The sequence below is a fragment of the Rothia kristinae NBRC 15354 genome, assembly GCF_001570865.1.
GTDB lineage: Bacteria > Actinomycetota > Actinomycetes > Actinomycetales > Micrococcaceae > Rothia > Rothia kristinae.
Genome location: NZ_BCSM01000004.1, coordinates 169,324 through 192,426, shown reverse-complemented (window position 1 = coordinate 192,426; position 23,103 = coordinate 169,324). Strand labels below are relative to the sequence as shown.

Sequence of the window (23,103 nt, the reverse complement as noted above, 5' to 3'; positions counted from 1 at the left end):
GGCTCGAACACCTTCGCGGCTCCGCTCTGGGCTTCCGCAATCTCACGAACTACATCGCACGCAGTCTGCTTGAGGCCGGTGGTTTCAGGCCACACTTACACCCTCATTTGCGATGAGCCAGATAACCAAAGAAACTCTTTATCACAGTAGCTTACATTGTATTTGTTGAATAATTCGCTGATTTTTTGGAATGCATCAACCTGATTATAGAATTTTCTTTCACGGCGATTCATATTCGTCACAGGTACTCCAACAGTCTTGCCTCAGAGACGAGTGAGTTTCCCCATGCCGTCGATCCATCAGCTCCACACTCTCACTCGTCTCGATGCCCCTGGCTACCATGGTCTCATGTCCCTGGATCACACCGCACCCGAGCGCGCCCTGAGCAGCCCCGCCGCCCCCGGCGCCGGACGCTACGCCCCTTCCCCCTCCGGGGACCTGCACCTGGGCAACCTGCGCACCGCGCTGCTGGCGTGGCTCATGGCCCGCACCACCGGGCGCGCCTTCCACCTGCGCATCGAGGACCTGGACCGCGTGCAGGAGGGCGCGGCCCAGCGTCAGCTGGCGGACCTGGAAGCCCTCGGCGTGGACTGGGACGGTCCCGTGCTCGTCCAGTCGGAGCGTCAGGACGCCTACGACGACGCCGTCGCCCGCCTGCGCGAGGCCGGCCTGGTCTACGAGTGCTACTGCACCCGCCGGGAGATCCAGGAGGCCTCCTCCGCCCCGCACGGCGCCCCCGGCGCCTACCCCGGCACCTGCCGGAACCTCACCGACGCCCAGCGCGAGCAGCGCCGAGCGCAGCGGCCCGCCGCCCTGCGCCTGCGCGCCCAGGTGACCCGGTGGACCGTGCAGGACCGCTGGGCCGGGCAGCACACCGGCGAGGTGGACGACGTCGTGCTGGTGCGCAACGACGGACGCCCCGCCTACAACCTCGCCGTCGTCGTGGACGACGCCCACCAGGGCGTGGACCAGGTGGTGCGCGGGGACGACCTGCTGGCCTCCGCGCCCCGGCAGGCCCACCTCGCCCACCTGCTCGGCCTGCCCCCCGTGGAATACGCCCACGTGCCGCTGGCCCTGAACCGGGACGGCAAGCGCCTGGCCAAACGCGACGGCGCCGTGACCCTGCCCCAGCTGCGCGCGGCCGGCGTCAGCCCGGAGCAGGTGGGGCGGATGATCGCCGGATCCATCCCCCTGCCGCCGCTGCGCACCCCGGACGGCCCGTGCCTGCCGCACACCGCCGCGCAGATGCTGGAGGTCTTCGACCCGAACCGCATCTCCCACCGACCCTGGACCGTGCTGGACCCGATGATGGAGGGCACCTGTGGAGCTTGCTGAGCGCATCCCCAAGAAGCACCGGGGCACCGCCGCCCTGATCGCCGTGCTCATCGGCTCCACCGGCATCCAGGTGACCACCGCCGTGGCCACCGGCCTGTTCGAGCGCTTCTCCCCGCCGGCCGTGTCCGGGCTGCGCCTGCTCACCGCCGCCGTGATCCTCCTGGCCGTGGCCCGTCCCCGCTTCTGGCGCTTCACCCGCCGCGACTGGACCGCGGTCCTATCCTACGGGGTGGTCGCCTCCCTGATGAACGTGTTCTTCTACCTCGCGGTCCAGCGCATCCCCCTGGGCGTGGCCGTGACCATCGAATACCTCGGGGCGTTCACCGTCGCGATCCTCGGGGTGCGCCGCCTGCAGGACGGGATCTTCGCCCTCGGCGCCCTGGCCGGGGTCGCGATGATCGCCGGACCCACCTTCGGCTCCACGGACTGGTGGGGCTACCTCTTCGCCGCCCTCGCGGCCGCCGCCATGTGCGGATACACCCTGCTCTCCGCGCGCATCGGCTCCGGGGCCCCCGCCTCCTCGGGGATCCGCGGGCTGGCCGTGTCCATCACCATCGGCGCCCTGCTGTGGCTGCCGGCCACCGCGACCGCGATCCCCCGGATGACCGGGCAGGACTGGCTGCTGGCCGCCTTCATCGGCGCCTTCGGCCTGGCCCTGGCCTTCTCCTGCGACGCCTTCGCCGCCTCCGCGACCGGACCCGCCGTCGTCGGGGTGTTCTTCAGCCTGGACCCGGTGGTCTCCTCCGTCGTCGGCCTGGTGATGCTGGGGCAGGTGCTCTCCGTGCCGGCCTACGTGGGGATCGGGCTGATCGTGGTCTCCGGGGCGGCGGTGACGTGGAAGGCCAACCGCTCCGCCGCGCGCATCACCACCCACACCGAGGCCCTGCAGATCATCGACACCCAGCAGATCCCCCGCATCGACTGACTCGCCCCCGCCCCGCCCCGCTCCACTCCCCCGACCGGCCGGACGCATTTGGTGGCTCACACCACCCTTGGCATACTGAGCCATCGACGCGCACGTCACACTGACGGTGTGGCCCGTGCGATCAGCGCACCGACGATGAGGGGATCCCACATGTCAGACCAGGCCTTCCAGTACCTCGCCCTGGGGATCTACTTCCTCGGGATGATCGCCATCGGCCTGTGGGCCAGCACCAAGAACAAGGACACCGAGGACTACATGCTCGGCGGGCGCTCCCTGCGCCCCGGCGTCGCAGCCCTGTCCGCCGGCGCCTCGGACATGTCCGGCTGGCTCGTGATGGGCCTGCCCGGCGCGATCTACCTGACCGGGCTCGTGGACGCGTGGATCGCCATCGGCCTGACCATCGGGGCGTGGCTGAACTGGAAGTACACCGCCCCGCGGCTGCGGGCCTACTCCGAGGTCGCCGGCAACGCCATCACCATCCCGTCCTTCTTCGACAACCGGCTCAAGGCCGACGGGCTGGCCTCCCGCATCCTGCGCATCTCCTGCGGCGTGATCATCCTGCTGTTCTTCATCTTCTACGTCTCCTCCGGGATGGTGGCCGGCGGGAAGTTCTACCAGACCACCTTCAACGGGGACTACCTCGTGGGCATGCTCATGATCGCCGCGATCACCGTGCTCTACACGTTCTTCGGCGGCTTCCTCGGCGCCACCTTCACCGACGTCGCCCAGGGCCTGCTCATGCTCATCGCCCTGATCATGGTGCCGATCGTCGCCCTGTTCGAATTCGGCGGGCCAGCCGAGGTCTTCGACGCCGTGCGCCACGCCAACCCGGACGCCCTGTCCCTGACCGCCGGGGCCACCGTCATCGGCGTCATCTCCTCCCTGGCTTGGGGCCTGGGCTACTTCGGGCAGCCGCACATCATCGTGCGCTTCATGGCCCTGCGCTCCCCCGCCGACGCCCCCGCCGCCCGGCGCGTGGGCATCGGTTGGATGGTGCTGTCCGTTGCCGGCACCATCTGCACCGCCCTGACCGGCATCGCCTACTTCTCCACCCACCCCGACGCGCACCTGACCGACGCGAAGTCCGCGGAGACCGTGTTCCTGGACCTCTCCCAGATCCTCTTCCACCCGCTGGTCGCCGGATTCGTGCTGGCCGCGGTGCTCGCCGCGATCATGTCCACCGTCTCCTCCCAGCTGATCGTCTCCTCCTCCGCCGCCGTGGAGGACCTCGCGATGCTGCTGATCAAGCGCAAGCCCTCCCCGCGGGCCCAGCTGTGGATGTCCCGCTCCGCCGTGCTGGCCGTGGCCATGATCGCCGCGCTGATCGCCCTGGACTCCGACTCCGCGATCCTGGACCTGGTGGCCTTCGCGTGGGCCGGCTTCGGCGCCGCCTTCGGCCCGATCATGCTGCTGTCCCTGTACTGGCGCCGCCTCACCGCCGAGGGCGCGCTGACCGCCATGATCTCCGGGGCCACCGTGACCATCCTGTGGAAGCAGCTCGTGGAGGACCCCGCCTCCACCGGCATCACCGGGCTGTACGAGATCGTCCCCGGCTTCGCCGTCGCCCTGGTGCTGGGCGTGGTGGTCTCCCTGGCCACCCACAAGCCCTCCGAGCGGATCGACCGGGAGTTCGACGAGGCCCGGGAGCTGGCCGCGGGGCGGTAGGCGGTTGCGGGGCGCTGGCTTGCCGCGGTCCGGTCGCCGGTTGCGGCGCGGCAGCTGGCCGCGGCCCGCTAGGATCGGGGCGTGACCGATACAGCATCCGCCGACCTGCCCGCCGTCGTCTCCGAGACCTTCGACCCCGCCCGCTGGCGCGTCGTCGAGGGCTTCGAGGACCTCACCGACGTCACCTACCACCGCCAGGTGGAGCGCGACCAGACCGGCCGGGTGGTCCGGGACCTGCCGTGCGTGCGCATCGCCTTCGACCGCCCCGAGGTGCGCAACGCCTTCCGCCCCTCCACCGTGGACGAGCTGTACCGGGTGCTGGACCACGCGCGGATGACCGGCGACGTCGGCACCGTGCTGCTCACCGGCAACGGCCCCTCCCCCAAAGACGGCGGGTGGGCCTTCTGCTCCGGCGGGGACCAGCGCATCCGCGGGCGGGACGGCTACCGCTACGCCGAGGGTGAGACCGCCGAGACCATCGACCCCGCCCGCGCCGGACGCCTGCACATCCTGGAGGTCCAGCGGCTGATCCGCACCATGCCCAAGGTGGTCATCGCGGTGGTCTCCGGGTGGGCCGCCGGCGGCGGGCACTCCCTGCACGTGGTGTGCGACCTGACCATCGCCTCCCGGGAGCACGGGAAGTTCAAGCAGACCGACGCGACCGTCGGCTCCTTCGACGCCGGCTACGGCTCGGCCCTGCTGGCCCGGCAGGTGGGGCAGAAGTTCGCCCGGGAGATCTTCTTCCTGGCCCGGGAGTACAGCGCGCAGCGGATGCTGGAGATGGGCGCGGTCAACGAGGTGGTGGACCACGCCCGCCTCGAGGAGACCGCCCTGGAGTACGCCGTGGACATCGCCCGCCAGTCCCCCCAGGCCATCCGGATGCTGAAGTTCGCCTTCAACCTGCCCGACGACGGCATGGTGGGCCAGCAGGTCTTCGCCGGAGAGGCCACCCGCCTGGCGTACATGACCGACGAGGCCGTGGAGGGTCGCGACGCCTTCCTCGGCAAGCGCGACCCGGACTGGTCCGCGTACCCGTACTACTTCTGAGCGGGGTCGGGGTGGGGCTGGACTGAACGCCGACCCGGCGCTCTCGTACCCATAGGCCCCGAGATCATCGCCGAGGCGGCGCATCCGTTCCCGCTTACGGCGTTTCCGGGAACGAATGCGCCGCCTCGCGTGGGGGTGGGTACGGATGCGCCGCCTCGCGTGTGAAATGAGCGGAGTTGAACCGAAACGGCGATCCCGACCCGGCGCTCTCGTACCCACCGAGGCTGGGTCTTCCCGCGAGGCGGCGCTCTCGTACCCGGTTTCCGCGTTTCTGGGAACAGATGCGCCGACTCGCGTGGGGATGACGCTCGGGTGGGAACGGATGCGCCGTCTCGGCGTCGGACGGACAGGAACGGGCCGCCACCGACCAGACCGGCCCCACCCGGAAACGTCGCGGATAGCCTGGTGGGCATGGACTTCTCCGCGCTCACCCCCGCCCCCGAACCGCCCGCCCCTGGGCCCGGCGTGCCGGTGCTGGATGGTCCCGGTTCCCAGACGCCGCAGTCCCTGACCCGCGGGCTGAGTTCGCTGCCGGAGGCGGATCGGGACGCTCCCGCGCTGGTCGTGGCCACCTCCGGCTCCACCGGCACCCCCAAGCGGACCCTCCTCACCGCCGGGTCGCTGCGGGCGTCGGGGCGGGCCACCGCCGAGACCACCGACTCGGACGGGGCGCAGTGGCTGCTGGCCCTGCCCGTGCACTACGTCGCCGGGGCCCAGGTGATCGCCCGCTCCATGCTGGCCGGGACCACCCCCGTCACCACCGCGTCCCTCGCTCCCGGGACGGGGTTCACCGCCGGAGACTTCCTGGCCGCCGTCGAGCGCATGACCCACCCGCGGCGGATGACTGCCCTGGTGCCCACCCAGCTGCACATGCTGCTGGAGGCCGCCGAATCCGGCGTCGTCCCCGCCGACCAGCTGCACGAGGCGCTGCGCTCCTTCCGCGCGATCCTGCTCGGCGGGGCCCCGGCCTCAGCGAGTCTGCGCGCGCGCATCCGGGAGCTGGGGCTGCCGGTGGTCACCACCTACGGCAGCGCGGAGACCGCCGGCGGCTGCGTGTACGACGGGCGCGCCCTGCCCGGGGTCGAGGTGCGCATCGAGCCGACGACGACGGCGGGCGGCCCGGCGACGGAAGACGGGCCGGACTCGCACGGACCAGGCTCCGCACCCGGAACTCCGGTCTCTGCCGCCCCCGGCGTGCTCGATGGATCATCCCCCAGCGCGGTCGACGAGGGCCCCGCCGGAGGTCCGGGGCGGATCTGGCTCGGCGGACCCACCGTGGCCGCGGGCTACCTGGAGGACCCCGCGCGCCACACCGAGCACTTCCGCGTGGACGCGCACGGCACCCGCTGGTACCGCACCGACGACCTCGGCACCCTGGAGGACATCACGTCTCTCGCGGGGTCCCGGCCCGGAACCGAAAGTGGTTCCCCCACCGGGTTCGGACCCGGGCCCGGACCCAGGCCCGAGACAGGATCTCGCTCCGCATCCCGCCCCACAGACCACTCCGACGCCCCGCGCCCCGAGCACCTCGCCGGGCAGCGCCTGAGGGTGGCCGGGCGAGCCGACGACGTGATCATCACCGGAGGGATCAAAGTCTCCGCCCGTGCCGTGGCCGCGGCCCTCGAGGAGGTCCGGGGGGTGCGCGAGGCCCTCGTGGTCGGGGTGCCGCACCCGCGGTGGGGACAGGCGGTGGCCGCGATGGTCGCCGTCCCCGGCCTGTCCGGCACGACGCCGAGCGCCCCCGCCCACCCCGCGGATGCGCACGAGGACCCGGACGCGCGCGGGAACGCGGATACGCGCGAGACCGCGGAGCTGGAGGACCGGCTGCGCGCCGCGGTCCGCGAGCGCCTGGGCCCCGCCGCGGTGCCGAAGCGCCTGGAGGTGGTGCGCGCCCTGTCGCTGACCTCGACCGGCAAACCGGACCGGGCCGCCGTCGCCCGCGCCCTCGCCGCGCCCCGCCGCCGCCCCGAGTGAGACACCACCCCCGCCGTCGTCCCGAGTGAGGCACCACCCCCGCCGCCCCGAGTGAGACAATGGGGGCCGTTCGTGAGCGCATCGAGGGAAGGACGTCCGCCGTGGCAACCGTGGGGCAGTGGGTCGAGGGGGCGCGGCTGAGGACGCTGCCGCTGGCGGTGGCGCCGGTGATCGCGGGCTCCGCGGCGGCCGCGCAGATGGACTCCCTCCACGTCGGGCCGGCGGTGCTCGCGCTGCTCGTCGCGTTCTTCCTGCAGGTGGGGGTCAACTACGCCAACGACTACTCCGACGGCATCAAGGGCACCGACGACGAGACGCGCGTGGGCCCGCTGCGCCTGACCGGCTCCGGCGCCGCCGCCCCGCGCCAGGTGAAGCTGGCGGCGTTCGCGTGCTTCGGCGCGGCCGGGGCCGCCGGGCTGTGGCTGATCATCCTGGCGGGGCAGTGGTGGTTCCTGCTGATCGGGGCCTCCGCGGTGCTGGCCGCCTGGGGCTACACCGGCGGGAAGCACCCCTACGGGTACCTCGGGCTGGGCGACCTGTTCGTCTTCATCTACTTCGGGCTGGTGGCCACCCTGGGCACCACCTTCACCCAGGCCTCCCGCCTGTCCGCGACCGCCTGGTGCGCCGCCGTCGCCATGGGGCTGATCGCCTGCGCGCTGCTGATGGCCAACAACCTCCGGGACATCCCCACCGATGAGGTGGCCGGCAAGCGCACGATGGCGGTGCGTCTGGGCGACGCGCGGGCCCGGCTGGCGTACGCCGGGGAGATCGTGCTGGCCTACGCCGTGATGGTCTTCGCCGTGCCGGAGAACCCGTGGGTCCTGCTGGTGCTGTGCTCGCTGGTGCTGGCCGTCCCGGCGGTGCGCACCGTGCTGCGGACGCAGCAGATGCGCGCCCTGATCCCGGTGCTGCGCCAGACCGGATTCCTCAGCCTGGCCTTCGCGCTGCTGCTGGTCGTCGCCGCGGTGATGGCGGCGTGAAGCGGCCCGACGACGGCGGGGTGAACGGTCCCGACGCCGGCAGCGCGCGTCGTCCCGGCGACCCTGGCATGAGCCGACCCGACGCTGCCCGGTCCGGAGCCGCCCGCCCCTTCCCGTGGGGCTGGTGCCTGCTGGTGCTGCTGGTGGCCTCCTGCCTGCGCCCGGCCCTGACCTCCGTCGGGCCCGTGGTGGAGCCGCTGCGCGCCGCGACCGGCCTGTCCGCGGCCGGCGTCGGCCTGCTCGGGGCGCTGCCCCTGCTGGCCTTCGCGGTGCTCTCCCCGGTGGTGGCCCTGCCGGCCCAGCGCGTGGGCCTGGAGCGGGCGGTGCTGGCGGCGCTGGCGGTGCTCGCCGCGGGGATCCTGGTGCGCTCCACGCCCGGGCCCGGCCTGCTGTGGGTCGGCACCCTGCTGGTGGGCGCGGGGATCGCGGTGCAGAACGTCGTCGTGCCGGTGATCGTCAAACGGGACTTCCCCGGCCAGGTATCCGTGATGACCGGGATGTACACCGCGGTGCTCTCGGTGGCCGCGGCCCTGGCGGCGGGGTTCTCCGAGCCGCTGGCCGCCGTCCTGCCGGGCGGGTGGCGCACGAGTCTGGCGCTGTGGGCGGTGCCGGCGGGCGCGGCGGGTCTGTGGTGGGCGGTGCGCACCCGCGGTCGACGCCGCACCCAGCAGCGCACCGTCCCCCTGCGGGAGGCGGTCACCGGGGCGCTGCCCGTGCTGCCGTCGGCCCCGGAGCCGCCGTCCCTGCGCCGGGTGTCCATGCTGCGCTCCCCCATCGCGTGGGCGGTGACCCTGTACATGGGTCTGCAGTCGGCGGTGTTCTACACGGTGATGATGTGGCTGCCGAGCATGGAGGCCCGACTGGGCGTGGGAGCCGCGGCCGCCGGGTGGCACCTGTTCACCCTGCAGGTCACCGGGATCCTGGGGAACCTCTCCGTGAGCTTCCTGGCCGAGCGCCGCGCGTCCCAGTCGTGGCTGGCGATACTGCTGTCCTCGATGATCGTGGTGCCGGCAGTAGGAGCGCTGCTGTGGCCGGGCGGGGCCGTGCTGTGGTGTGGTCTGGTCGGCATCGGCTGCGGCGGCGGCTTCTCCCTGTCCCTGGCGATGATGGGTCTGCGCACCGTGCACCCGGCCCACACCCTGCGCCTGTCCGGGATGTCCCAGTGCCTGGGCTACCTGCTGGCGGCGACCGGCCCGCTGCTGGCCGGCTCCCTCGCCGAGGCCACCGGATCCTGGGCGGCGGTGCTGTGGTCGCTGCTGGTGCTGGCGTGCGTGCAGTTCGCCGCGGGCGTCGTCGCCGGCCGCAACCGCCGCATCGGGGAGCCGACGCCGCCCCGCCCCTGACCGGCTTCTCGGGGGTGGGCCTGCCCCAACACGACCCGGCGCATCCGTACCCACCCCTCCCCCCGGCCCACGCGAGACGGCGCATCCGTTCCCTAAAACGCCGAAACAGGGAACGAAAACGCCGCCTCGCGGAAGAATCCAGGGCAAGAGGGAACGAAAGCGCCGCCTCGCGGAAGAACCCGGGGTCAGATGCTACGGTCCTCGCGGCGCAGCTGCTCGTCCACGTACTCGTCCTCCACCGCGGCGTCCTCCTGGGCGGTGCGCGGGTGGGTGCGTCGGGCCTCGCTGCGGGTGCGGCGGCGGAAGAAGGCTGTGAACTCCTGCCCGGCGGCGGTGTGCAGGCGCGGGAAGGCCAGGTAGCCCACGGCCAGCCCGATGAGCACCGCGAAGATCCCGGCCAGGAACGGCCCGATGCCGATCAGCATGCACAGCAGGAACACGACGACGATCAGGCCCAGGCGGATCAGCGAGTACTTCAGGAAGTTCACGCCACCACTGTACCCGCGGCACCTGCACGCCTTCTGAAGACGGACCCGCCCCGACCATCGGCCCCGCAGCCCCCGGTGGATCAGCCGTCACGCCCCCTCCCCCGACCGTCTCTGATAAATTTATCAGCAGATCGAATAGGTGATAAATTTATCACCATGAGAACGCCCGTTGACTGTCCCTTCAACCCGGGGTCGGACACGGTCCCCGAGATCTGGGCTGGGCGCCGCGAGGAGCTCGATGACTGGCATCAGGTGCTCCGGCCTCGTCGTCTGGCAGGTAGGGCCGAACGGGGCAGGACCATCCTGGGTGAACCGGGCACGGGGAAATCCTGTCTGGTCAACAGGATCAGCGAGGAAGCCCGGCACCAGGGGGACTGGACCACCGGCCAGCTGCGGATTCCCCGGGGGACCGATCCGCTGCGCCGCCTCGCCCGGGCGCTGGTGGATCTGGCCCGGCAGGCGGGCCTGACCACGGCCCGAGAGCACTCGGTGACCGCCTTGATCCGTCGTGTTGAGAAGATCGCAGCTGCGGGAGTGTCCCTGAGCCTGCGGGATGCGCAAGCCCCCGAGCCGTACACCGACCTGACCGATCTGCTGATCGAGATCGGACGCTCCGCCTTGCGGGCCCGCAACACCATGGTGCTGATACACCTCGATGAAGTGCAGAACATCGACGATGACGACGTCCGCTCCCAGCTGCTGGTCGCCCTCGGCGATGCGCTCACCCACGAAGAGACGGTCCAGGCGCCCGGCGGATACTCCTTCTCGCGGGTGCTTCCCCTCGCCGTCTACCTCACCGGTCTTCCGGAATTCGCGGAGATGGCCGGAGCGCGCACCGGTGCGGCCTTCGCCCGACGCTTCAAGACGACGGTGCTGGAGGCCATCAGCGACGAGGATCTGGAGATGGCGCTCGAGCCCTTCGTCGCCGACGGGTGGGAAGTCCCCGACGACCAGGGCGGCCTCACCCGCATCAGCATGCACCCGGACGCCCGCCGAGCGATCATCCAGCTCTCCTGCGGCGAACCCTTCCTCTTCCAGTTGGCCGGGGAACAGGCCTGGAACGCCGGCACCAGCGAGGTGATCACCGAGCGTCAGGCCTTCCGAGGGTGGGAGCGGGCGGCGGACGCCGCGGAAACGCACGTCGAGCGCATCCTCCAGAGGCTGCCGACCCGTGAACGAGAATTCCTCGACGCCATGGTCGCGCTGCCGGCTGAGTCGCGGACCCTCAGTGCGATCGCGGAGGAGGCCGGGTACGCGAAATCCAGTCAGGCAGGGCCCACTTCACAACGCCTCGACGTCGTGCGCGGCATCATCCAGCGCCGCGGACACGGCAAGGTGTACCGCTTCCGAAATCGCGCCGTGGAGGCGCTGCTCGCCACTGACTGGCCCTACGAGGAGCGCGCTTGACATCATGTCGCGCAGGGGCGACCCCAGGAGCGGGGCCCGGCGGGCCCCGGTAGAATCGCTGGCATGCGCGCCGTACTGATCATCGCCGTCGGGGCCCTGCTGGTGGGGCTGAGCATCTACGCCCTGCTCGACGTCGCCCGCACCGAACGGAGCCGGATCCGGGCCCTGCCCAAGCCGGCCTGGTTCCTCATCGCCCTGCTCTTCCCGGTGATCGGTCCCGTGCTGTGGCTGAGCCTCGGCACCCGCCGGGACCGACCCGCAGGCGGTGAGCCCCTTCGTCGTCGCGGTCCCTCCGCGGGACCTGCCCCGCAGGCCGGGCGCGCCCCGGACGACGACGCCGCGTACCTGGACTTCCTGGCCAAGCAGGCCGAACGACGTCGGAAGGACCGGGAGCGCGAGCAGCGCCGCAAACCGGACTGACCCCGCCCACTCCCCCACCAGCCCGCAAAACTGGAGATGCTTCGCAGAACGGGACGATACAGGTCCCGAAATGCGAAGCATCTCCAGTTTTGCGGCGAGGGGGAGGGGGTTTACAGGCCCGAGTAGGAGTGCAGGCCGTTGAAGACCGTGTTCACGGCCGTGAAGTTGAAGATGATGCAGGCGTAGCCGATGATCGACAGCCACGCCGAGCGGGCGCCCGTCCACCCGCGGGTCGCCCGGGCGTGCAGGTACGCGGCGTAGACCACCCAGATGACGAAGGTCCACACCTCCTTGGCGTCCCAGCCCCAGTAGCGGCCCCACGCCTGCTCCGCCCAGATCGCCCCGAAGGCCAGGGTGATGGTCCACATGACGAACCCGACGGCGTTGAGCCGGAACGCGAAGTTCTCCAGGGCCTGCGCGGAGGGCACCAGGCGCAGGAACGGCATCCGGTCCCGCTCCCCCTCGATCAGCCGCCGCTCCCGCCAGCCCTGCAGCAGCTGCAGCACCGCCATCGCGAAGGTGATGGTGAACACCCCGGAGGCCATCACGGCCACGGACACGTGGATCACCAGCCAGTAGGACTGCAGGGCCGGCTGCAGGTGCCCCACGGGAGTGGGGAAGCCGATCGTCGCCGCGACCATCATCACCAGCGCCAACCCGGAGACCAGGGTCCCGACGAAGCGCAGGTCCCGGAACAGCAGGGAGATCAGGAACACCACGGAGACGACGAGGGCGCCGGTGGTGCAGAACTCGTACATGTTGCCCCACGGCACCCGCCCCGCCGCGAGCCCGCGGGTCACGACCCCCGCCAGGTGCACCACGGCGGCCAGCACCATCACGGCCACGGCCACGTTCGCGGCCGGGCGCCGCTCCCCCGAGTACAGCATCGCGTCATCGGCGGTCTGTCCGGCCAGGCGGGCCTTCTCCGCGCGGGAGCGTCCGCGGCCCCGGGTGCCGACGCCGGTCTGCTCGGCGGCATCCTCCGGGTAGCCCGGAGCAGCCCGCCCCGACGGCGCCGCACCCTCCTGCCCGCGGCCGGCACCAGACCCAGCCCCAGCATCAATACCAGCATCAGCACCGGCCCCGCCCGCGGCCACCCCGGCCGGGACCCGCTCCAGCCCGAAGGCGGCGTCGCCGGACTCCGCGCGGGTGGCCTCCTCGGCGCGGCGGGTGGCCCGGGAGTGGGAGGCCAGGTCCCAGGTGAAGGCCACGAAGGCCACCACGTAGACCAGGGCGGCCAGGAACATGAGCATCTCGCTCCACTGGCCGAGGTTCTCGTTCAGGGTCATGACTGCCTTTCCTCGCGAGTCTGCGCGCGGCGCCGCCGGGGGCTCACGCTTCGCTGAATTCTAGTCCCCACTCCTTGGCGAACAGCTGGGTCAGCCGGTCCGCCTCCGCGCCGATGCGCGGGTCCTCCCCGCGGGCCAGCAGCCCGTACTCCACGACCACGGCGTCGGTGCCGTCGGCCAGGCGGGTCGCACGCGCGGTGACCCAGGCGCGGCGTCGGGCCACGAACAGGGAGACCACCAGTCCGGCGAAGGCCAGCAGGAAGGAGACCAGGACCACGGGCTTGCCCGGGTCGTAGTGAATGTCCAAGCCGACGTAGCGGCTCACGCCCTCCAGCTCGATGCTGCCCTTGCCCTCGGGCAGCTCGGCCTTGGGGTTCTGCTCGGTGAGCACGATGCCGTTCTTGTTGCGCATCGAGTTCAGCTCGTGCAGGGAGGAGGTGTCCAGCACGTACACGTTCTGCGGGGTGCCGCCGTCCAGCCCGAGGTCCCCGCTGTAGGAGGAGAGCACCAGGGCCGGGTTGGACAGGCTGGGGTCCGCCGAGTACGGGGACTGCCCGTCCTGGATGACGGCGGAGGGCAGGAACATCCCGACGAAGCCGAGCTGGTCCGGGCGGGCGTCCGGAACCTTCAGGACGGTGGAGGAGGTGTAGGTCTTGTCCGTGGCGAGGCTGACCACCGGCCCCTCGTAGGCCACCTTCCCGTCCCCGTCGGTGACCTTCACGATCGGGGCGTAGCCGTTGCCGGACAGGTACACGCGGGTGCCGTCCACGCTCAGCGGCTGGTTGACCTTGAGGGTCTCCTTCCGGGCCTTGGAGTCGGCGTCGTCCTTCACGGACACGTCCGCGGTGAAGTCCAGGGGCTGGGCGTAGGTGGGCGAGCCCTGCTGCCTGTCGAAGCTGACGTGGAAGTCGTCCAGGGTCAGGGAGAAGGGACGCAGCCGGTCGGCGTCGAAGTCCGTGCCGGGGGTGAAGGTGTCGTAGCTGACCAGGGTGTTGACGAAGGACTCCCCCTTGACCACGATCTTCTGTCCCGAGTACCCGAACAGGGAGCCGATGGCCATGCCCACCAGGACCCCGATCAGCGCGGCGTGGAACAGCAGGTTGCCCAGCTCCCGGACCATGCCCCGCTCCGCACCCACGCTGGGGGCGGGGCCGACCAGGCGCAGGTCCGTGCGGTAGCGGCGCCGGCGCAGGATCCGCTGGGCGGTGCGCACCGCGGTCTGCGGGTCCAGCGGGGCTCCGTCGGCGGTGCGCACGGAGTCCGCGGGGATGGTCAGGGTGCGGTGCTGGGGCAGCCGGGTGAGGTTGCGGGGGGTGCGCGGGGGCTTGGCCCGCCAGTCCTTGGCGTGCTTCACGGCCCGCGGCAGGACGCAGCCGATCAGGGAGATGAACAGCAGCAGGTAGATCGCGGAGAACCACACGGAGGAGAAGACGTCGAACAGCTGCAGCTTGTCCGCGATCGGCCCCCAGGTGGGGTGGGCCTCGAGGTAGGTCTGGACCTTGCCGGGGTCCTGGATGTTCTGCGGGAAGATGGACCCGGGCACCGCGGCCACCGCGAGCAGCAGCAGCAGGAACAGGGCCGTGTTCATCTTGGTCAGCTGGGTCCAGGCCCAGCGCAGCATGCCCAGCGGCCCCAGCGCGGGGGCGTCGGCGGTGCGCGACCGACGGCGGGAGCGTCGGCTGTCCCGCCGCGGCTGGGCGTCCTGCGAGGTCTGCTCCGGGGAGTCCTCGGACTTCATGGGGTGGCTTCCCTTCGACGATTCCGGGCTCATACCGGCAGCTCATAGCCGGGGGTCACGGACTGGATCCAGGCCATCAGCGAGCCCCACACGCCGGTGGCCATGAGCACCCCGACGACGACGAGCACCGCGCCCCCGGTGACCTGCAGGCCCCGGCGGTGCCGCTTGAGCACCCCGAAGGCCTCCGCGGAGCGGCGGAAGCCCAGGGCGATGAGCAGGAACGGCACGCCCAGGCCCAGGCAGTACACGGTGGTCAGCAGGATCGCCTTGGCGCTGGTGGGTCCCTGCACGTAGACCAGGGCCTGCACCGCGGCGAAGGTGGGCCCGATGCACGGGGCCCAGCCCAGCCCGAAGGTCATCCCCAGCACCGGGGCGCCCCACAGTCCGGCCGGGGGACGGGCATGGATCTTGCGGTCCCGCTGGAACCAGGGGATCCCGCCCATGAACACCACGCCCATGAGGATCACCAGCAGGCCCAGCACCACGGTGATCCAGGTCTGCCCGCGCAGCCAGGGGGCGGCCCCGACCTGCGCGAGAAGCACGGACATCAGCACGAAGACGAAGGAGAAGCCGAGCACGAACAGCCCGGTCCCGGCCAGCATCCGCCCACGGCGGCGCTGCTGCAGGTCCGAGCCGGTCAGCCCGGTGACGTACCCGAGGTAGCCGGGCACCAGGGGCAGCACGCACGGGGAGGCGAAGGAGATCAGCCCGGCCAGGGCGGCCAGGGGCACGGCGGCCCACAGGGAGCCGTCCAGCACCACCTGCCCGAAGGAGGAACCCACGCCCGTCCCCTATGCCGTCGCGGAGGCCGACGGCGCGGCCCCGGCACCGCCGAGCTGGTCCTGGATCAGGGTGCGCACGGTGGATTCGTCGATCTGCCCGAGCACCCGGGCGGCCACCCGACCCTGGGCATCGAGCACCAGGGTCGTGGGCACGGCCTGGGCCGGGACGTAGTCGGACATCGCCATGAGCACCTCGCCGGTGCGGTCCTCGACGGAGGGGTAGTCCACCCCGAAGTTGCGCTCGAAGGCCTCCGCGGTGTCCTTCTCATCGCGCAGGTTGACCCCGTAGAAAGCCACCCGGTCCCCGAACTCGTCGTGCAGCTTGACCAGGTGCGGCGCCTCGGCCCGGCACGGGGCGCAGCCGGCGTACCAGAAGTTCAGCAGGGAGGGCTTCCCGTGCAGGGAGGCGCCGGTGAGCTGGCCGCCGTCGAACAGGTTCCCGGTGAACTGCACGGGGTCCGTGCGGTCCTTCTCGGCGTACTCGGTGACCGTGCCGTCCCCGGAGATGAAGCCCTTGCCGTCGGCGCGGTTGGCCTGCTCGGCCAGGCCGTCATCGCCGGAGGAGCAGGCCGTGAGCGCGGCCAGGCCCAGAGCGGTGCCGGCCGCGAGGAATCCTCGGCGGGTGAGTCGCGTGCGATCGGGAAGGGGCATGGTGCTTTCTTGACGGGGTGTTCCGGGCGGTGGCTGGCGTGCGGGCGCGCTCGAGCTGCGGCCCGGGCGCGGGTCCGGCCATTATGAGCCGGGAAGCTGAATGACCCCTGGGTACAGGGGGGCCGCGGGTTCGGTGTAGCGGATCCGCGGGCGGCCCGGGGCGTGCACGTCGGGCAGCTCCAGGGAGGTCAGGGAGGCCAGGTTGCACTGGCGGCTGCGCGGATCGTGCGGCAGGGACCGACCCTCGATGCTGCGGCGCAGGATCCAGATGGGCAGCTGGTGGGAGACGAGCACCGCCTCCGCCCCGTCCCCGCCGATCTCGACGGCGCGCACCGCGGCGGCCTTGACGGCCTCGGCCATCCGGGTCACCTGCTCCCGGTACGGCTCCCCCCAGGAGGGGCGCAGCGGGTTGAGCAGCTTCGGCCAGTGCCGGGGGCTGCCGACCAGCTCCCGGCGGTCCACGTGCAGGCCCTCGAACCAGTTGCCGGCCTCGATCAGGCGCTCATCGGTGTGCACGGGCAGGCCCAGCTCCCGACAGACGGGGGCGGCGGTCTCCTGGGCGCGGGTCAGCGGGGAGGCGCCCAGCCAGACGATGCGCGCGCCGTCGGCGGCCCGGCGGGCCAGCTCCGCGGCGGCCAGCTCCGCCATCTGCCGCCCGGTCTCGGACAGGTGGTATTCGGGCAGGCGCCCGTAGACGATGCGCTCGGGGTTGTGGACCTCGCCGTGGCGCAGCAGGTGCACCGTCGCGGATGCGGTCATGGTGTTCCTTTCCGATTCCTTGCGTCTCCCGGCGGGCGGGAGGCGCGGGGGCCGGGTGCGGGCCGACGGCGTCGGGCCCGAGGGGTGCGCGGGCCGTCAGGCCTCGGGATCCCGCCCGGCCAGGAGCCCGGCGAGGAGGCGACGCAGCCGCGGGACGTCGATGCGCCAGAAGTCCCGGGGGGTGCCGTCGATGAGCAGCACGGGGATCTCGGTGCCGTAGCGGCGCAGCAGCTGCGGGTCCCCGTCGATGTCCCGGGCGCTCCAGTCGAGGCCGAACTCCCCGGTCACGGCGTCCAGGTCCCGCCGGGCCTGCTCGCACAGGTGGCATCCGGCGCTGGTGAGCAGCTCCAGCCGGGGCGCGGACCCGGCGGATCCCGCGGCGGCGGAGGGGGAGACGGCGGCACTCATATCCCCCAGCCTAACCGCCTGCGCCCGGCCCGCGCGCCCATAGCGCCCGCAGACGACGCCGGCCGCCCACCGCGGATGCGGCGGGCGGCCGTGGCGCACCCGTTCGGGTGCCGCGCGGTCCGCTGTCAGGGACTACTTCTTGTTGCGGCGCTGGTGGCGGGTCTTGCGCAGGAGCTTGCGGTGCTTCTTCTTGGCCATGCGCTTGCGGCGCTTCTTGATGACGGAACCCATAGATGTACCTGCCTTGTCTTCTCGACGGTCCTCAGACACTTTACAAGGTCGAGTCGGCTTTCCCCGAATCCGCGGCCTCGGCGGGGGCCGCGGGGCGATCCGCATCCTCGGCGTCGTCCTCCGCGCGGAAGCTCTCCAGCCCGTCCTCTCCGGCGGGGGCGGAATCCGGCAGGTCTGCGTCGGAGTCCCGGGAGTCGGCGACGCTGCCGGCCAGGGTCGAGGCGTTCTCCCGCGGCTGGACCTTCCCCTCCTCGTCGGTCTGCGGCTGCATGAACACGCTGGCGGAGGAGCGCTGCTTCCGGTCCGGGTCCACCCCCGCCTCCAGGTAGTGGCCCTCGATGTGCTCGGCGACCATGCGCGCGGCCAGCTCGTTGTCCCCGGCTTCCAGAGCGGCGACGATCGCGCGGTGCTCGGCCCGCAGGCGGGTGGCGGTCGCGGACCACAGGGGCACGTAGCCGACGAGGGACATCGTGTACTCGCAGATGGAATCGCGCAGGGAGGTCAGCAGACCGGTGACCAGGCTGTTGCCGGCCAGCCGGGTCAGGGCCACGTGGAAGGAGACCTCCAGCTGGTGGAAGTCCTTCAGCCCCAGGTCATCCCGGTCCATCTCCTCCATGATGGCGTGCAGCTCGCGCATCGCCGGGTGCTCCCGGTCCGCCCGGCGCACGGCCCAGGTCTCCAGGAGCACCCGGGTGTGGACGATGTCGCGCAGGGGATATTCGGCGGTGGCCATATGCAGCTTGAGCGCCGGGCCGGCGGAGGCCGCGGGCTCGCGCACGAGCTGGGCGATCACCTGGTGACGGCGTCCCTCGTAGAGCCGGAGGACCCCCATGGTCTCGAGGGACTTCAGCGCCTCGTGGGTCGCGCTGCGCGAGGCGCCCACGGCCGCGGCGATCCGCCGCTCGCTGGGCAGCTGCTGGCCGAGCACCAGGGCGCCGTCGAACAGCTCGCTCTCCAGCCACTGGAGGATCTTCCGGTCGGTAGCCATGTCGTTGCTGATTCTTCCCTACGGTCGACGGTGGTGGTCCAGGACGTGAGGATGGCCCTCCTATCGCCCGCGCTTCCTGCCAAACAGCGTAGCCAAGAATCCCGACTGTCCCGCATCGGCCGGTTCCGATGACGTGCGGCGCGCCAGCGGGTCCACCGCCTCCACCGGACCCGAGGGGTCGGCATCTGCGGGTGCGGGCTCCTGCGGGGGCTCCGGCCGATCCGGCTCGATCGCGGCGGGTGCGGCTGCGGACTCGACGTCTGCGGGTGCGGGATCGGCCGGTGCGACGTCAGGCGCGATGTCCTGCTCGACGGAGGGAAGAGCGGGCTCGGCATCGGTGGGCACGCCCTCGGCCGGGTGCGAGGGGGCCGAGGCCAGGGCGGCCTCCAGGTCGAAGGGCTCCGGGGTCGGCGGGGCGGCCGGCTGGGTGGTCGCCGGCAGCGGGGTCAGCGGCTGGAAGCGCCGGGGAGTGCGGCGATGGGCCGGGCGGTGCTGCACCACCCCGGCCGCCGGCGCCGAAGCCCCTGCGGGGCGCTCCTGCGGTCTCGACTCCTGAGACTCAGACCCCTGAGCCTCGTCCTCCGCGGCCGGAGCCGCGGCATCGGCCTGCTCTGCCGGGGCCTCCCCCGCGTCGGACTTCTCCGCCGTGCCCAGACCCGTCGTCTCCTGCTTCGGCGCGGTCTGCTCCGCCGGAGCCTCTTCGCCCGCGGCGATCAGCTCCTCCAGCCACTGGCGGACCGGCTCCAGCGGCTCCGGCAGGAGGGAGTACAGGCGCCGCTGACCCTCCGCGCGCACGCTCACCAGCCCGGCCTCGCGCAGGACCTTCAGGTGCTTCGAGACCGTCGGCTGGCTGACCCCCAGCTCCGTGACGATGCCGTTGACCGGGCGCGCCTGCCCCTGCACCGCCCGCAGGATGCGTCGGCGGGTGGGGTCGGCGATCACGGAGAAGACATCGGTGCTCATGTCCTCCACCTTAACGGCGGATGTCCGGGCACCGTCGCCGGGGTCCGCCGACCGGCTCAGTCGTACCACGGGTCCAGCCCCCACAGCGGGAACACCTGCTTCCTGGTGACCATCACGGTGCGGTCCAGGTCATCGGCCGGGTCGTACCCGATCTCCCAGGAGCGCCACCACACGTCCACCTCGTCGCCCATCAGCTCCGGGGCTCGCACCCCGTAGCGCTCCCGCAGCCAGGAGCGCCAGCTGGGCGGCGTCGGCGTCGCGGGATCCAGGTACCGGCCGGCGGCGATGCCGATCAGGTGCGTCCAGGAGCGCGGCACCGCATCCAGGGCGTTGTACCCGCCGCCGCCGGTGGCGATCCAGCGGTCCTCCGTCAGCTCCGCGGCGAGGTCCGCGATGCTCAGCGCCGCTTCCCGCTGCGCGTCCACGGACAGCCGCAGGTGCGTCATGTCGTCCTTGAAGTGGGAGTCGCAGCCGTGCTGGGAGACGATCACCTCGGGGGCGAAGGCCCGCACCAGCTGCGGCACGACGGCGTGGAAGGCCCGCAGCCACTCCGCGTCCCCCGTGCGCGTGGGCAGGGCCACGTTCACCGCGGTGCCCACCGCCTCCCCCTCCGGGCCGGACTCGTTGGCGAAGCCGGTCCCGGGGAACAGGGACATCCCGGTCTCGTGCAGGGAGATGGTCATGACCCGGGGGTCGTCCCAGAAGATGGCCTGCGTGCCGTCCCCGTGGTGGGCGTCGATATCGATGTAGGCGACCCTGCCGACCCCGTGGTCCAGCAGGTGCCGGATCCCGACGGCGCAGTCGTTGTACACGCAGAACCCGCTGGCGTGGTCCCGGTGGGCGTGGTGCATCCCCCCGCCGAAGTTCACCGCGTGCTGCGCCGTACCCTCCAGGATGGCCTCGGCCGCCTGCAGGCTGCCCCCGGCCAGCCGGGCCGCGGCCTCGTGCACCCCCGCGAATCCGGGGGTCTCCTCCCCGTCCAGACCGGTGCCGGGGATCCGCAGCGAGGGGTCCGCGCTGATGCGCCGCACCGCCGCCACGTACTCGGCGTCGTGCACGGTGAGCAGACCGGCGTCGTCCAGCACCTCGGGGCTCTGCCGGGTGACCTGGGGTAGGTCGAACAGTCCCAGGTCCGCGGCCAGGCGCGCGGTGGCCTCCAGGCGGCTGGGATGCATCGGGTGGTAATCCCCGAAGAAGTACGCGGTCATGGCCGGGTCCCACAGCACCGTGGTCTCCGGCTGGGCCCCGCGCCCGGAGGAGGCGGATGGCAGAATGCTCACGTCATCGATTGTGACACGGCGCACCCGGCGGACCCGAACCGCGCCCTCCCAGATGACGCCCGGACCTCGCCCCGGGGGTGGAGGCCACCGGCCGTCGTCGCGATCCCGGCCCCGCGGCGTCGCCCCGGGGCGGCAGTCTCGTCCCCGGGCCCACCGAGCCGCTACGCTGAGAACCGGCCCCCGCCGCCGCGTCCTCTGAAGCTCTCCGCCCGCCGCCTGGACGCCCGTTCGGCTCGGACCCGTCACGACGCCGCAACGCACCCGGGAGGAGGAGGCGTGCTCAGCAGGGACACCGCCACGACCCTCTCCCGTGAGCCGCGCACCCGCGCCCAGCAGGCCCGGGACTTCGCCGGACGGATCTTCGGCACCTCCCCCGCGCGGATCTCCATCACCGCGTTCCTGCTGGTCATCATCGTCGCGACCCTGCTGCTGAGCCTGCCCATCGCCAATCGCAGCGGGCACGCCCCGGACCTGGCCACGACCCTGTTCACCGCGACCTCCGCGGTGACCGTGACGGGGCTGACCGCGGTGTCCACGGCCAGCCAGTGGAGCGTGTTCGGGCAGCTGGTGATCCTGCTGGCCATCCAGATCGGCGGACTGGGCACCCTGACCATGACCTCGCTGCTGGCCATCGCCCTCGGGCGCAAGCTGGGGCTGCGCACCAAGCTGTTCGCGCAGGAGGGGCTGAGCATCGCCGGCAAGCAGGGCCGACTCGGGGAGGTCGCGCAGCTGCTGCGCACCGTCGTGCTGACCTCGGCGAGCATCGAGGCGAGCATCGCCGTGCTCCTGGCCCCGCGGTTCATGCTGCTCGGGGAGAACCTCTTCACGGCCGTGTGGCACGGCATCTTCTACGCCGTGTCCTCCTTCAACAACGCCGGATTCACCCCCCACTCGGACGGGCTGGTCCCGTACGGGACGGACTGGTGGATCCTGCTGCCGCTGTGCGCCGGGGTCTTCGTCGGCTCCCTCGGCTTCCCCGTGATCCTCGTGCTGCGGATGGTCGGGATCAACCCCAAGCGCTGGAACCTCAACGCCCGCATCACCATCTTCGGCTCCCTGATCCTGCTGGTCGTGGGGGCGCTGCTGTGGGGAGCGGCCGAATGGGGCAACGAGGACACGCTCGGCGGGGAGACCGTCATGGAGAAGACCCTGCACGCGGTGTTCGCCTCCGTGATGACCCGCTCCGGCGGGTTCAACCTGGTGGACATGGACCAGATGAACCCCATCACCAAGCTCATCACGGACATGCTGATGTTCGTCGGCGGCGGCTCCGCCTCCACCGCCGGCGGCGTCAAGATCACGACGATGGCGGTGGTGTTCCTGGCGATCCTCGCCGAGGCGCGCGGCGACCAGTTCGTCACCGCCTTCCACCGCACCATCCCGGATTCGGTGCTGCGCATCGCGATCACGGTGATCGTGCTGTCGGCGACCTGCGTGGTGCTGGGCACCGCCGCGCTCATGATGGTGTGCCGGGAGCCCCTGGAGACCATCCTGTTCGAGGTGATCTCCGCCTACGCGACCTGCGGGCTGTCCGTGGGGCTGTCCGGGCGCCTGCCCGCCAGCGGCTTGTGCATCCTGTCTGTGCTGATGTTCATCGGCCGGCTGGGCACGGTGACCGTGGCCACCGGCCTGGCCCTGCGCTCCCGCTCGCGCCTGTTCAAGTACCCGGAAGAGAGGCCCCTCATTGGCTGAGCGTCCCGCCCACAACGCCCCCGTCCTGGTGATCGGCCTGGGCCGCTTCGGCGCGTCCACGGCCCTGCAGCTGCTGCGCCAGAACAAGGAGGTCCTCGCCGTCGAGCGCAGCGCCGCGACCGTGCAGAAGTGGTCCGGGGTGCTCACCCACGTGGTGGAGGCCGACGCCTCGGACATCGACGCCCTGCGCCAGGTCGGCGCGGAGGACTTCGGGGCCGCCGTCGTCGGGGTGGGCACCTCGATCGAGTCCAGCGTGCTGATCGTGGCGAACCTGGTGGACCTGGGGATCGAGCGGATCTGGGCCAAGGCCATCACCCCGGCGCACGGGAAGATCCTCTCCCGCATCGGCGCGCACCACGTGATCTACCCGGAGGCCGACGCCGGGCGCCGCGCAGCGCATCTGGTGTCCGGGCGCCTGCTGGACTACATCGAGTTCGACGACGACTTCGCGATCGTGAAGATGTACCCGCCCAAGGAGACCCACGGGTTCACCATCGAGGAGGCGAACCTGCGCGACCGCTACGGGGTGACCATCGTGGGTGTGAAGTCCCCCGGGGAGGACTTCACCTACGCGACCGCCCAGACGAAGATCACCTCCCGGGACGTGCTGATCGTCTCCGGCCAGGTGGACCTGATCGAGCGCTTCGCGGCCCGGCCGTAGCCCCTCCGACGCCGAACCGTCACTGCCGTGGGCTCCGAGGCCTCCAGACGCCACGGCAGTGACGGCTCGGCGACGGC

At 71.8% G+C, this 23,103-nt stretch carries 22 protein-coding genes; 11 read left to right on the top strand and 11 right to left on the bottom strand.

Translation table 11 applies throughout. From position 1 onward, the window contains the following. Positions 1 to 348 precede the first annotated feature (348 nt). The 7 genes from gluQRS to KKR01S_RS04275 all read left to right on the top strand — a co-directional run bounded on the left by gluQRS (position 349) and on the right by KKR01S_RS04275 (position 9,269). Positions 349 to 1,335 carry a tRNA glutamyl-Q(34) synthetase GluQRS gene (gene gluQRS / locus KKR01S_RS04305; protein WP_061225364.1) on the top strand — a complete coding sequence of 329 codons (987 nt, stop codon included), beginning with the start codon at positions 349 to 351 and terminating at the stop codon, positions 1,333 to 1,335. Further along, the gene (locus KKR01S_RS04300) at positions 1,322 to 2,260 is read left to right on the top strand and encodes an EamA family transporter (protein ID WP_061225363.1); all 939 of its coding nucleotides are present in this window, start codon (positions 1,322 to 1,324) and stop codon (positions 2,258 to 2,260) included. The genes gluQRS and KKR01S_RS04300 overlap by 14 nt, the downstream gene beginning before the upstream one ends. A gap of 150 nt (positions 2,261 to 2,410) precedes the next feature. After that, positions 2,411 to 3,925, top strand: a complete 1,515-nt coding sequence (gene putP / locus KKR01S_RS04295; RefSeq protein WP_061225362.1) for a sodium/proline symporter PutP — start codon at positions 2,411 to 2,413, stop codon at positions 3,923 to 3,925. Between the two features lie 81 nt (positions 3,926 to 4,006). Continuing rightward, positions 4,007 to 4,972, top strand: a complete 966-nt coding sequence (locus KKR01S_RS04290) for a 1,4-dihydroxy-2-naphthoyl-CoA synthase (protein ID WP_058731567.1) — start codon at positions 4,007 to 4,009, stop codon at positions 4,970 to 4,972. A gap of 411 nt (positions 4,973 to 5,383) precedes the next feature. Continuing rightward, on the top strand, positions 5,384 to 6,946 hold the full coding sequence (locus KKR01S_RS11285; protein WP_244884095.1) for an AMP-binding protein: 1,563 nt from the start codon (positions 5,384 to 5,386) through the stop codon (positions 6,944 to 6,946). 101 nt (positions 6,947 to 7,047) lie between these two features. Further along, on the top strand, positions 7,048 to 7,926 hold the full coding sequence (locus tag KKR01S_RS04280; protein ID WP_058743564.1) for a 1,4-dihydroxy-2-naphthoate polyprenyltransferase: 879 nt from the start codon (positions 7,048 to 7,050) through the stop codon (positions 7,924 to 7,926). A gap of 68 nt (positions 7,927 to 7,994) precedes the next feature. After that, positions 7,995 to 9,269 carry an MFS transporter gene (locus KKR01S_RS04275; protein WP_081046346.1) on the top strand — a complete coding sequence of 425 codons (1,275 nt, stop codon included), beginning with the start codon at positions 7,995 to 7,997 and terminating at the stop codon, positions 9,267 to 9,269. Between the two features lie 185 nt (positions 9,270 to 9,454). On the opposite strand, the gene KKR01S_RS04270 is transcribed toward KKR01S_RS04275, so the two are convergent. After that, the gene (locus KKR01S_RS04270; RefSeq protein WP_061225360.1) at positions 9,455 to 9,757 is read right to left on the bottom strand and encodes a DUF4229 domain-containing protein; all 303 of its coding nucleotides are present in this window, start codon (positions 9,755 to 9,757) and stop codon (positions 9,455 to 9,457) included. Positions 9,758 to 9,913: 156 nt separating this feature from the next. Between KKR01S_RS04270 and KKR01S_RS04265 the strand changes: the two genes are divergently transcribed. Together KKR01S_RS04265 and KKR01S_RS04260 are read left to right on the top strand one after the other, a co-directional pair. Beyond that, on the top strand, positions 9,914 to 11,164 hold the full coding sequence (locus KKR01S_RS04265) for an AAA family ATPase (RefSeq protein ID WP_061225359.1): 1,251 nt from the start codon (positions 9,914 to 9,916) through the stop codon (positions 11,162 to 11,164). 63 nt (positions 11,165 to 11,227) lie between these two features. Continuing rightward, positions 11,228 to 11,584 carry a PLD nuclease N-terminal domain-containing protein gene (locus KKR01S_RS04260; protein WP_081101541.1) on the top strand — a complete coding sequence of 119 codons (357 nt, stop codon included), beginning with the start codon at positions 11,228 to 11,230 and terminating at the stop codon, positions 11,582 to 11,584. Between the two features lie 110 nt (positions 11,585 to 11,694). On the opposite strand, the gene ccsB is transcribed toward KKR01S_RS04260, so the two are convergent. The 10 genes from ccsB to KKR01S_RS04215 all read right to left on the bottom strand — a co-directional run bounded on the left by ccsB (position 11,695) and on the right by KKR01S_RS04215 (position 20,601). Continuing rightward, positions 11,695 to 12,873, bottom strand: a complete 1,179-nt coding sequence (ccsB, locus tag KKR01S_RS04255) for a c-type cytochrome biogenesis protein CcsB (RefSeq protein ID WP_061225358.1) — start codon at positions 12,871 to 12,873, stop codon at positions 11,695 to 11,697. A 43-nt stretch (positions 12,874 to 12,916) separates the two neighbouring features. Then, positions 12,917 to 14,611, bottom strand: a complete 1,695-nt coding sequence (gene resB, locus KKR01S_RS04250; RefSeq protein ID WP_081101540.1) for a cytochrome c biogenesis protein ResB — start codon at positions 14,609 to 14,611, stop codon at positions 12,917 to 12,919. Between the two features lie 29 nt (positions 14,612 to 14,640). After that, a complete protein-coding gene (locus KKR01S_RS04245) occupies positions 14,641 to 15,393 on the bottom strand; it encodes a cytochrome c biogenesis CcdA family protein (protein WP_061225357.1) in 753 nt (250 codons plus the stop codon). A 9-nt stretch (positions 15,394 to 15,402) separates the two neighbouring features. Continuing rightward, complete coding sequence (locus tag KKR01S_RS04240; RefSeq protein ID WP_061225356.1) at positions 15,403 to 16,044, bottom strand: TlpA family protein disulfide reductase; 642 nt, start codon at positions 16,042 to 16,044, stop codon at positions 15,403 to 15,405. A gap of 81 nt (positions 16,045 to 16,125) precedes the next feature. Further along, the gene (locus tag KKR01S_RS04235; RefSeq protein ID WP_058731632.1) at positions 16,126 to 16,803 is read right to left on the bottom strand and encodes a histidine phosphatase family protein; all 678 of its coding nucleotides are present in this window, start codon (positions 16,801 to 16,803) and stop codon (positions 16,126 to 16,128) included. Between the two features lie 96 nt (positions 16,804 to 16,899). Beyond that, a complete protein-coding gene (locus KKR01S_RS04230; protein WP_058731631.1) occupies positions 16,900 to 17,211 on the bottom strand; it encodes a glutaredoxin family protein in 312 nt (103 codons plus the stop codon). A gap of 132 nt (positions 17,212 to 17,343) precedes the next feature. Continuing rightward, positions 17,344 to 17,442 (bottom strand): 30S ribosomal protein bS22, encoded by a 99-nt coding sequence (locus tag KKR01S_RS10550; protein ID WP_003792170.1) that lies wholly within the window; start codon positions 17,440 to 17,442, stop codon positions 17,344 to 17,346. 40 nt (positions 17,443 to 17,482) lie between these two features. After that, positions 17,483 to 18,430, bottom strand: coding sequence for a FadR/GntR family transcriptional regulator (locus KKR01S_RS04225; RefSeq protein ID WP_061225355.1), 948 nt, complete (start codon positions 18,428 to 18,430; stop codon positions 17,483 to 17,485). A gap of 60 nt (positions 18,431 to 18,490) precedes the next feature. After that, positions 18,491 to 19,393, bottom strand: coding sequence for an ArsR/SmtB family transcription factor (locus KKR01S_RS11455; RefSeq protein ID WP_058731629.1), 903 nt, complete (start codon positions 19,391 to 19,393; stop codon positions 18,491 to 18,493). A gap of 56 nt (positions 19,394 to 19,449) precedes the next feature. Then, positions 19,450 to 20,601, bottom strand: coding sequence for an acetoin utilization protein AcuC (locus KKR01S_RS04215; RefSeq protein WP_081046188.1), 1,152 nt, complete (start codon positions 20,599 to 20,601; stop codon positions 19,450 to 19,452). 348 nt (positions 20,602 to 20,949) lie between these two features. Here KKR01S_RS04215 and KKR01S_RS04210 point away from each other — a divergent pair, with 348 nt between their 5' ends. Then, positions 20,950 to 22,365, top strand: coding sequence for a TrkH family potassium uptake protein (locus KKR01S_RS04210; protein WP_058731627.1), 1,416 nt, complete (start codon positions 20,950 to 20,952; stop codon positions 22,363 to 22,365). Next, positions 22,358 to 23,026 carry a potassium channel family protein gene (locus KKR01S_RS04205; RefSeq protein WP_058731626.1) on the top strand — a complete coding sequence of 223 codons (669 nt, stop codon included), beginning with the start codon at positions 22,358 to 22,360 and terminating at the stop codon, positions 23,024 to 23,026. Before KKR01S_RS04210 ends, KKR01S_RS04205 begins: the two co-directional genes overlap by 8 nt. Positions 23,027 to 23,103: the final 77 nt, after the last annotated feature.

What these genes read in the sequence shown, in the direction of transcription:
- gluQRS (WP_061225364.1), top strand. Translation starts at nt 349, where the DNA reads ATGTCCCTGGATCACACCGCACCCGAGCGCGCCCTGAGCAGCCCCGCC.
- putP (WP_061225362.1), top strand. Translation starts at nt 2,411, where the DNA reads ATGTCAGACCAGGCCTTCCAGTACCTCGCCCTGGGGATCTACTTCCTC.
- KKR01S_RS11285 (WP_244884095.1), top strand. Translation starts at nt 5,384, where the DNA reads ATGGACTTCTCCGCGCTCACCCCCGCCCCCGAACCGCCCGCCCCTGGG.
- KKR01S_RS04275 (WP_081046346.1), top strand. Translation starts at nt 7,995, where the DNA reads ATGAGCCGACCCGACGCTGCCCGGTCCGGAGCCGCCCGCCCCTTCCCG.
- KKR01S_RS04265 (WP_061225359.1), top strand. Translation starts at nt 9,914, where the DNA reads ATGAGAACGCCCGTTGACTGTCCCTTCAACCCGGGGTCGGACACGGTC.
- KKR01S_RS04260 (WP_081101541.1), top strand. Translation starts at nt 11,228, where the DNA reads ATGCGCGCCGTACTGATCATCGCCGTCGGGGCCCTGCTGGTGGGGCTG.
- ccsB (WP_061225358.1), bottom strand. Translation starts at nt 12,873, where the DNA reads ATGACCCTGAACGAGAACCTCGGCCAGTGGAGCGAGATGCTCATGTTC.
- resB (WP_081101540.1), bottom strand. Translation starts at nt 14,611, where the DNA reads ATGAAGTCCGAGGACTCCCCGGAGCAGACCTCGCAGGACGCCCAGCCG.
- KKR01S_RS04240 (WP_061225356.1), bottom strand. Translation starts at nt 16,044, where the DNA reads ATGCCCCTTCCCGATCGCACGCGACTCACCCGCCGAGGATTCCTCGCG.
- KKR01S_RS04235 (WP_058731632.1), bottom strand. Translation starts at nt 16,803, where the DNA reads ATGACCGCATCCGCGACGGTGCACCTGCTGCGCCACGGCGAGGTCCAC.
- KKR01S_RS04230 (WP_058731631.1), bottom strand. Translation starts at nt 17,211, where the DNA reads ATGAGTGCCGCCGTCTCCCCCTCCGCCGCCGCGGGATCCGCCGGGTCC.
- KKR01S_RS10550 (WP_003792170.1), bottom strand. Translation starts at nt 17,442, where the DNA reads ATGGGTTCCGTCATCAAGAAGCGCCGCAAGCGCATGGCCAAGAAGAAG.
- KKR01S_RS04225 (WP_061225355.1), bottom strand. Translation starts at nt 18,430, where the DNA reads ATGGCTACCGACCGGAAGATCCTCCAGTGGCTGGAGAGCGAGCTGTTC.
- KKR01S_RS11455 (WP_058731629.1), bottom strand. Translation starts at nt 19,393, where the DNA reads ATGAGCACCGATGTCTTCTCCGTGATCGCCGACCCCACCCGCCGACGC.
- KKR01S_RS04215 (WP_081046188.1), bottom strand. Translation starts at nt 20,601, where the DNA reads ATGACCGCGTACTTCTTCGGGGATTACCACCCGATGCATCCCAGCCGC.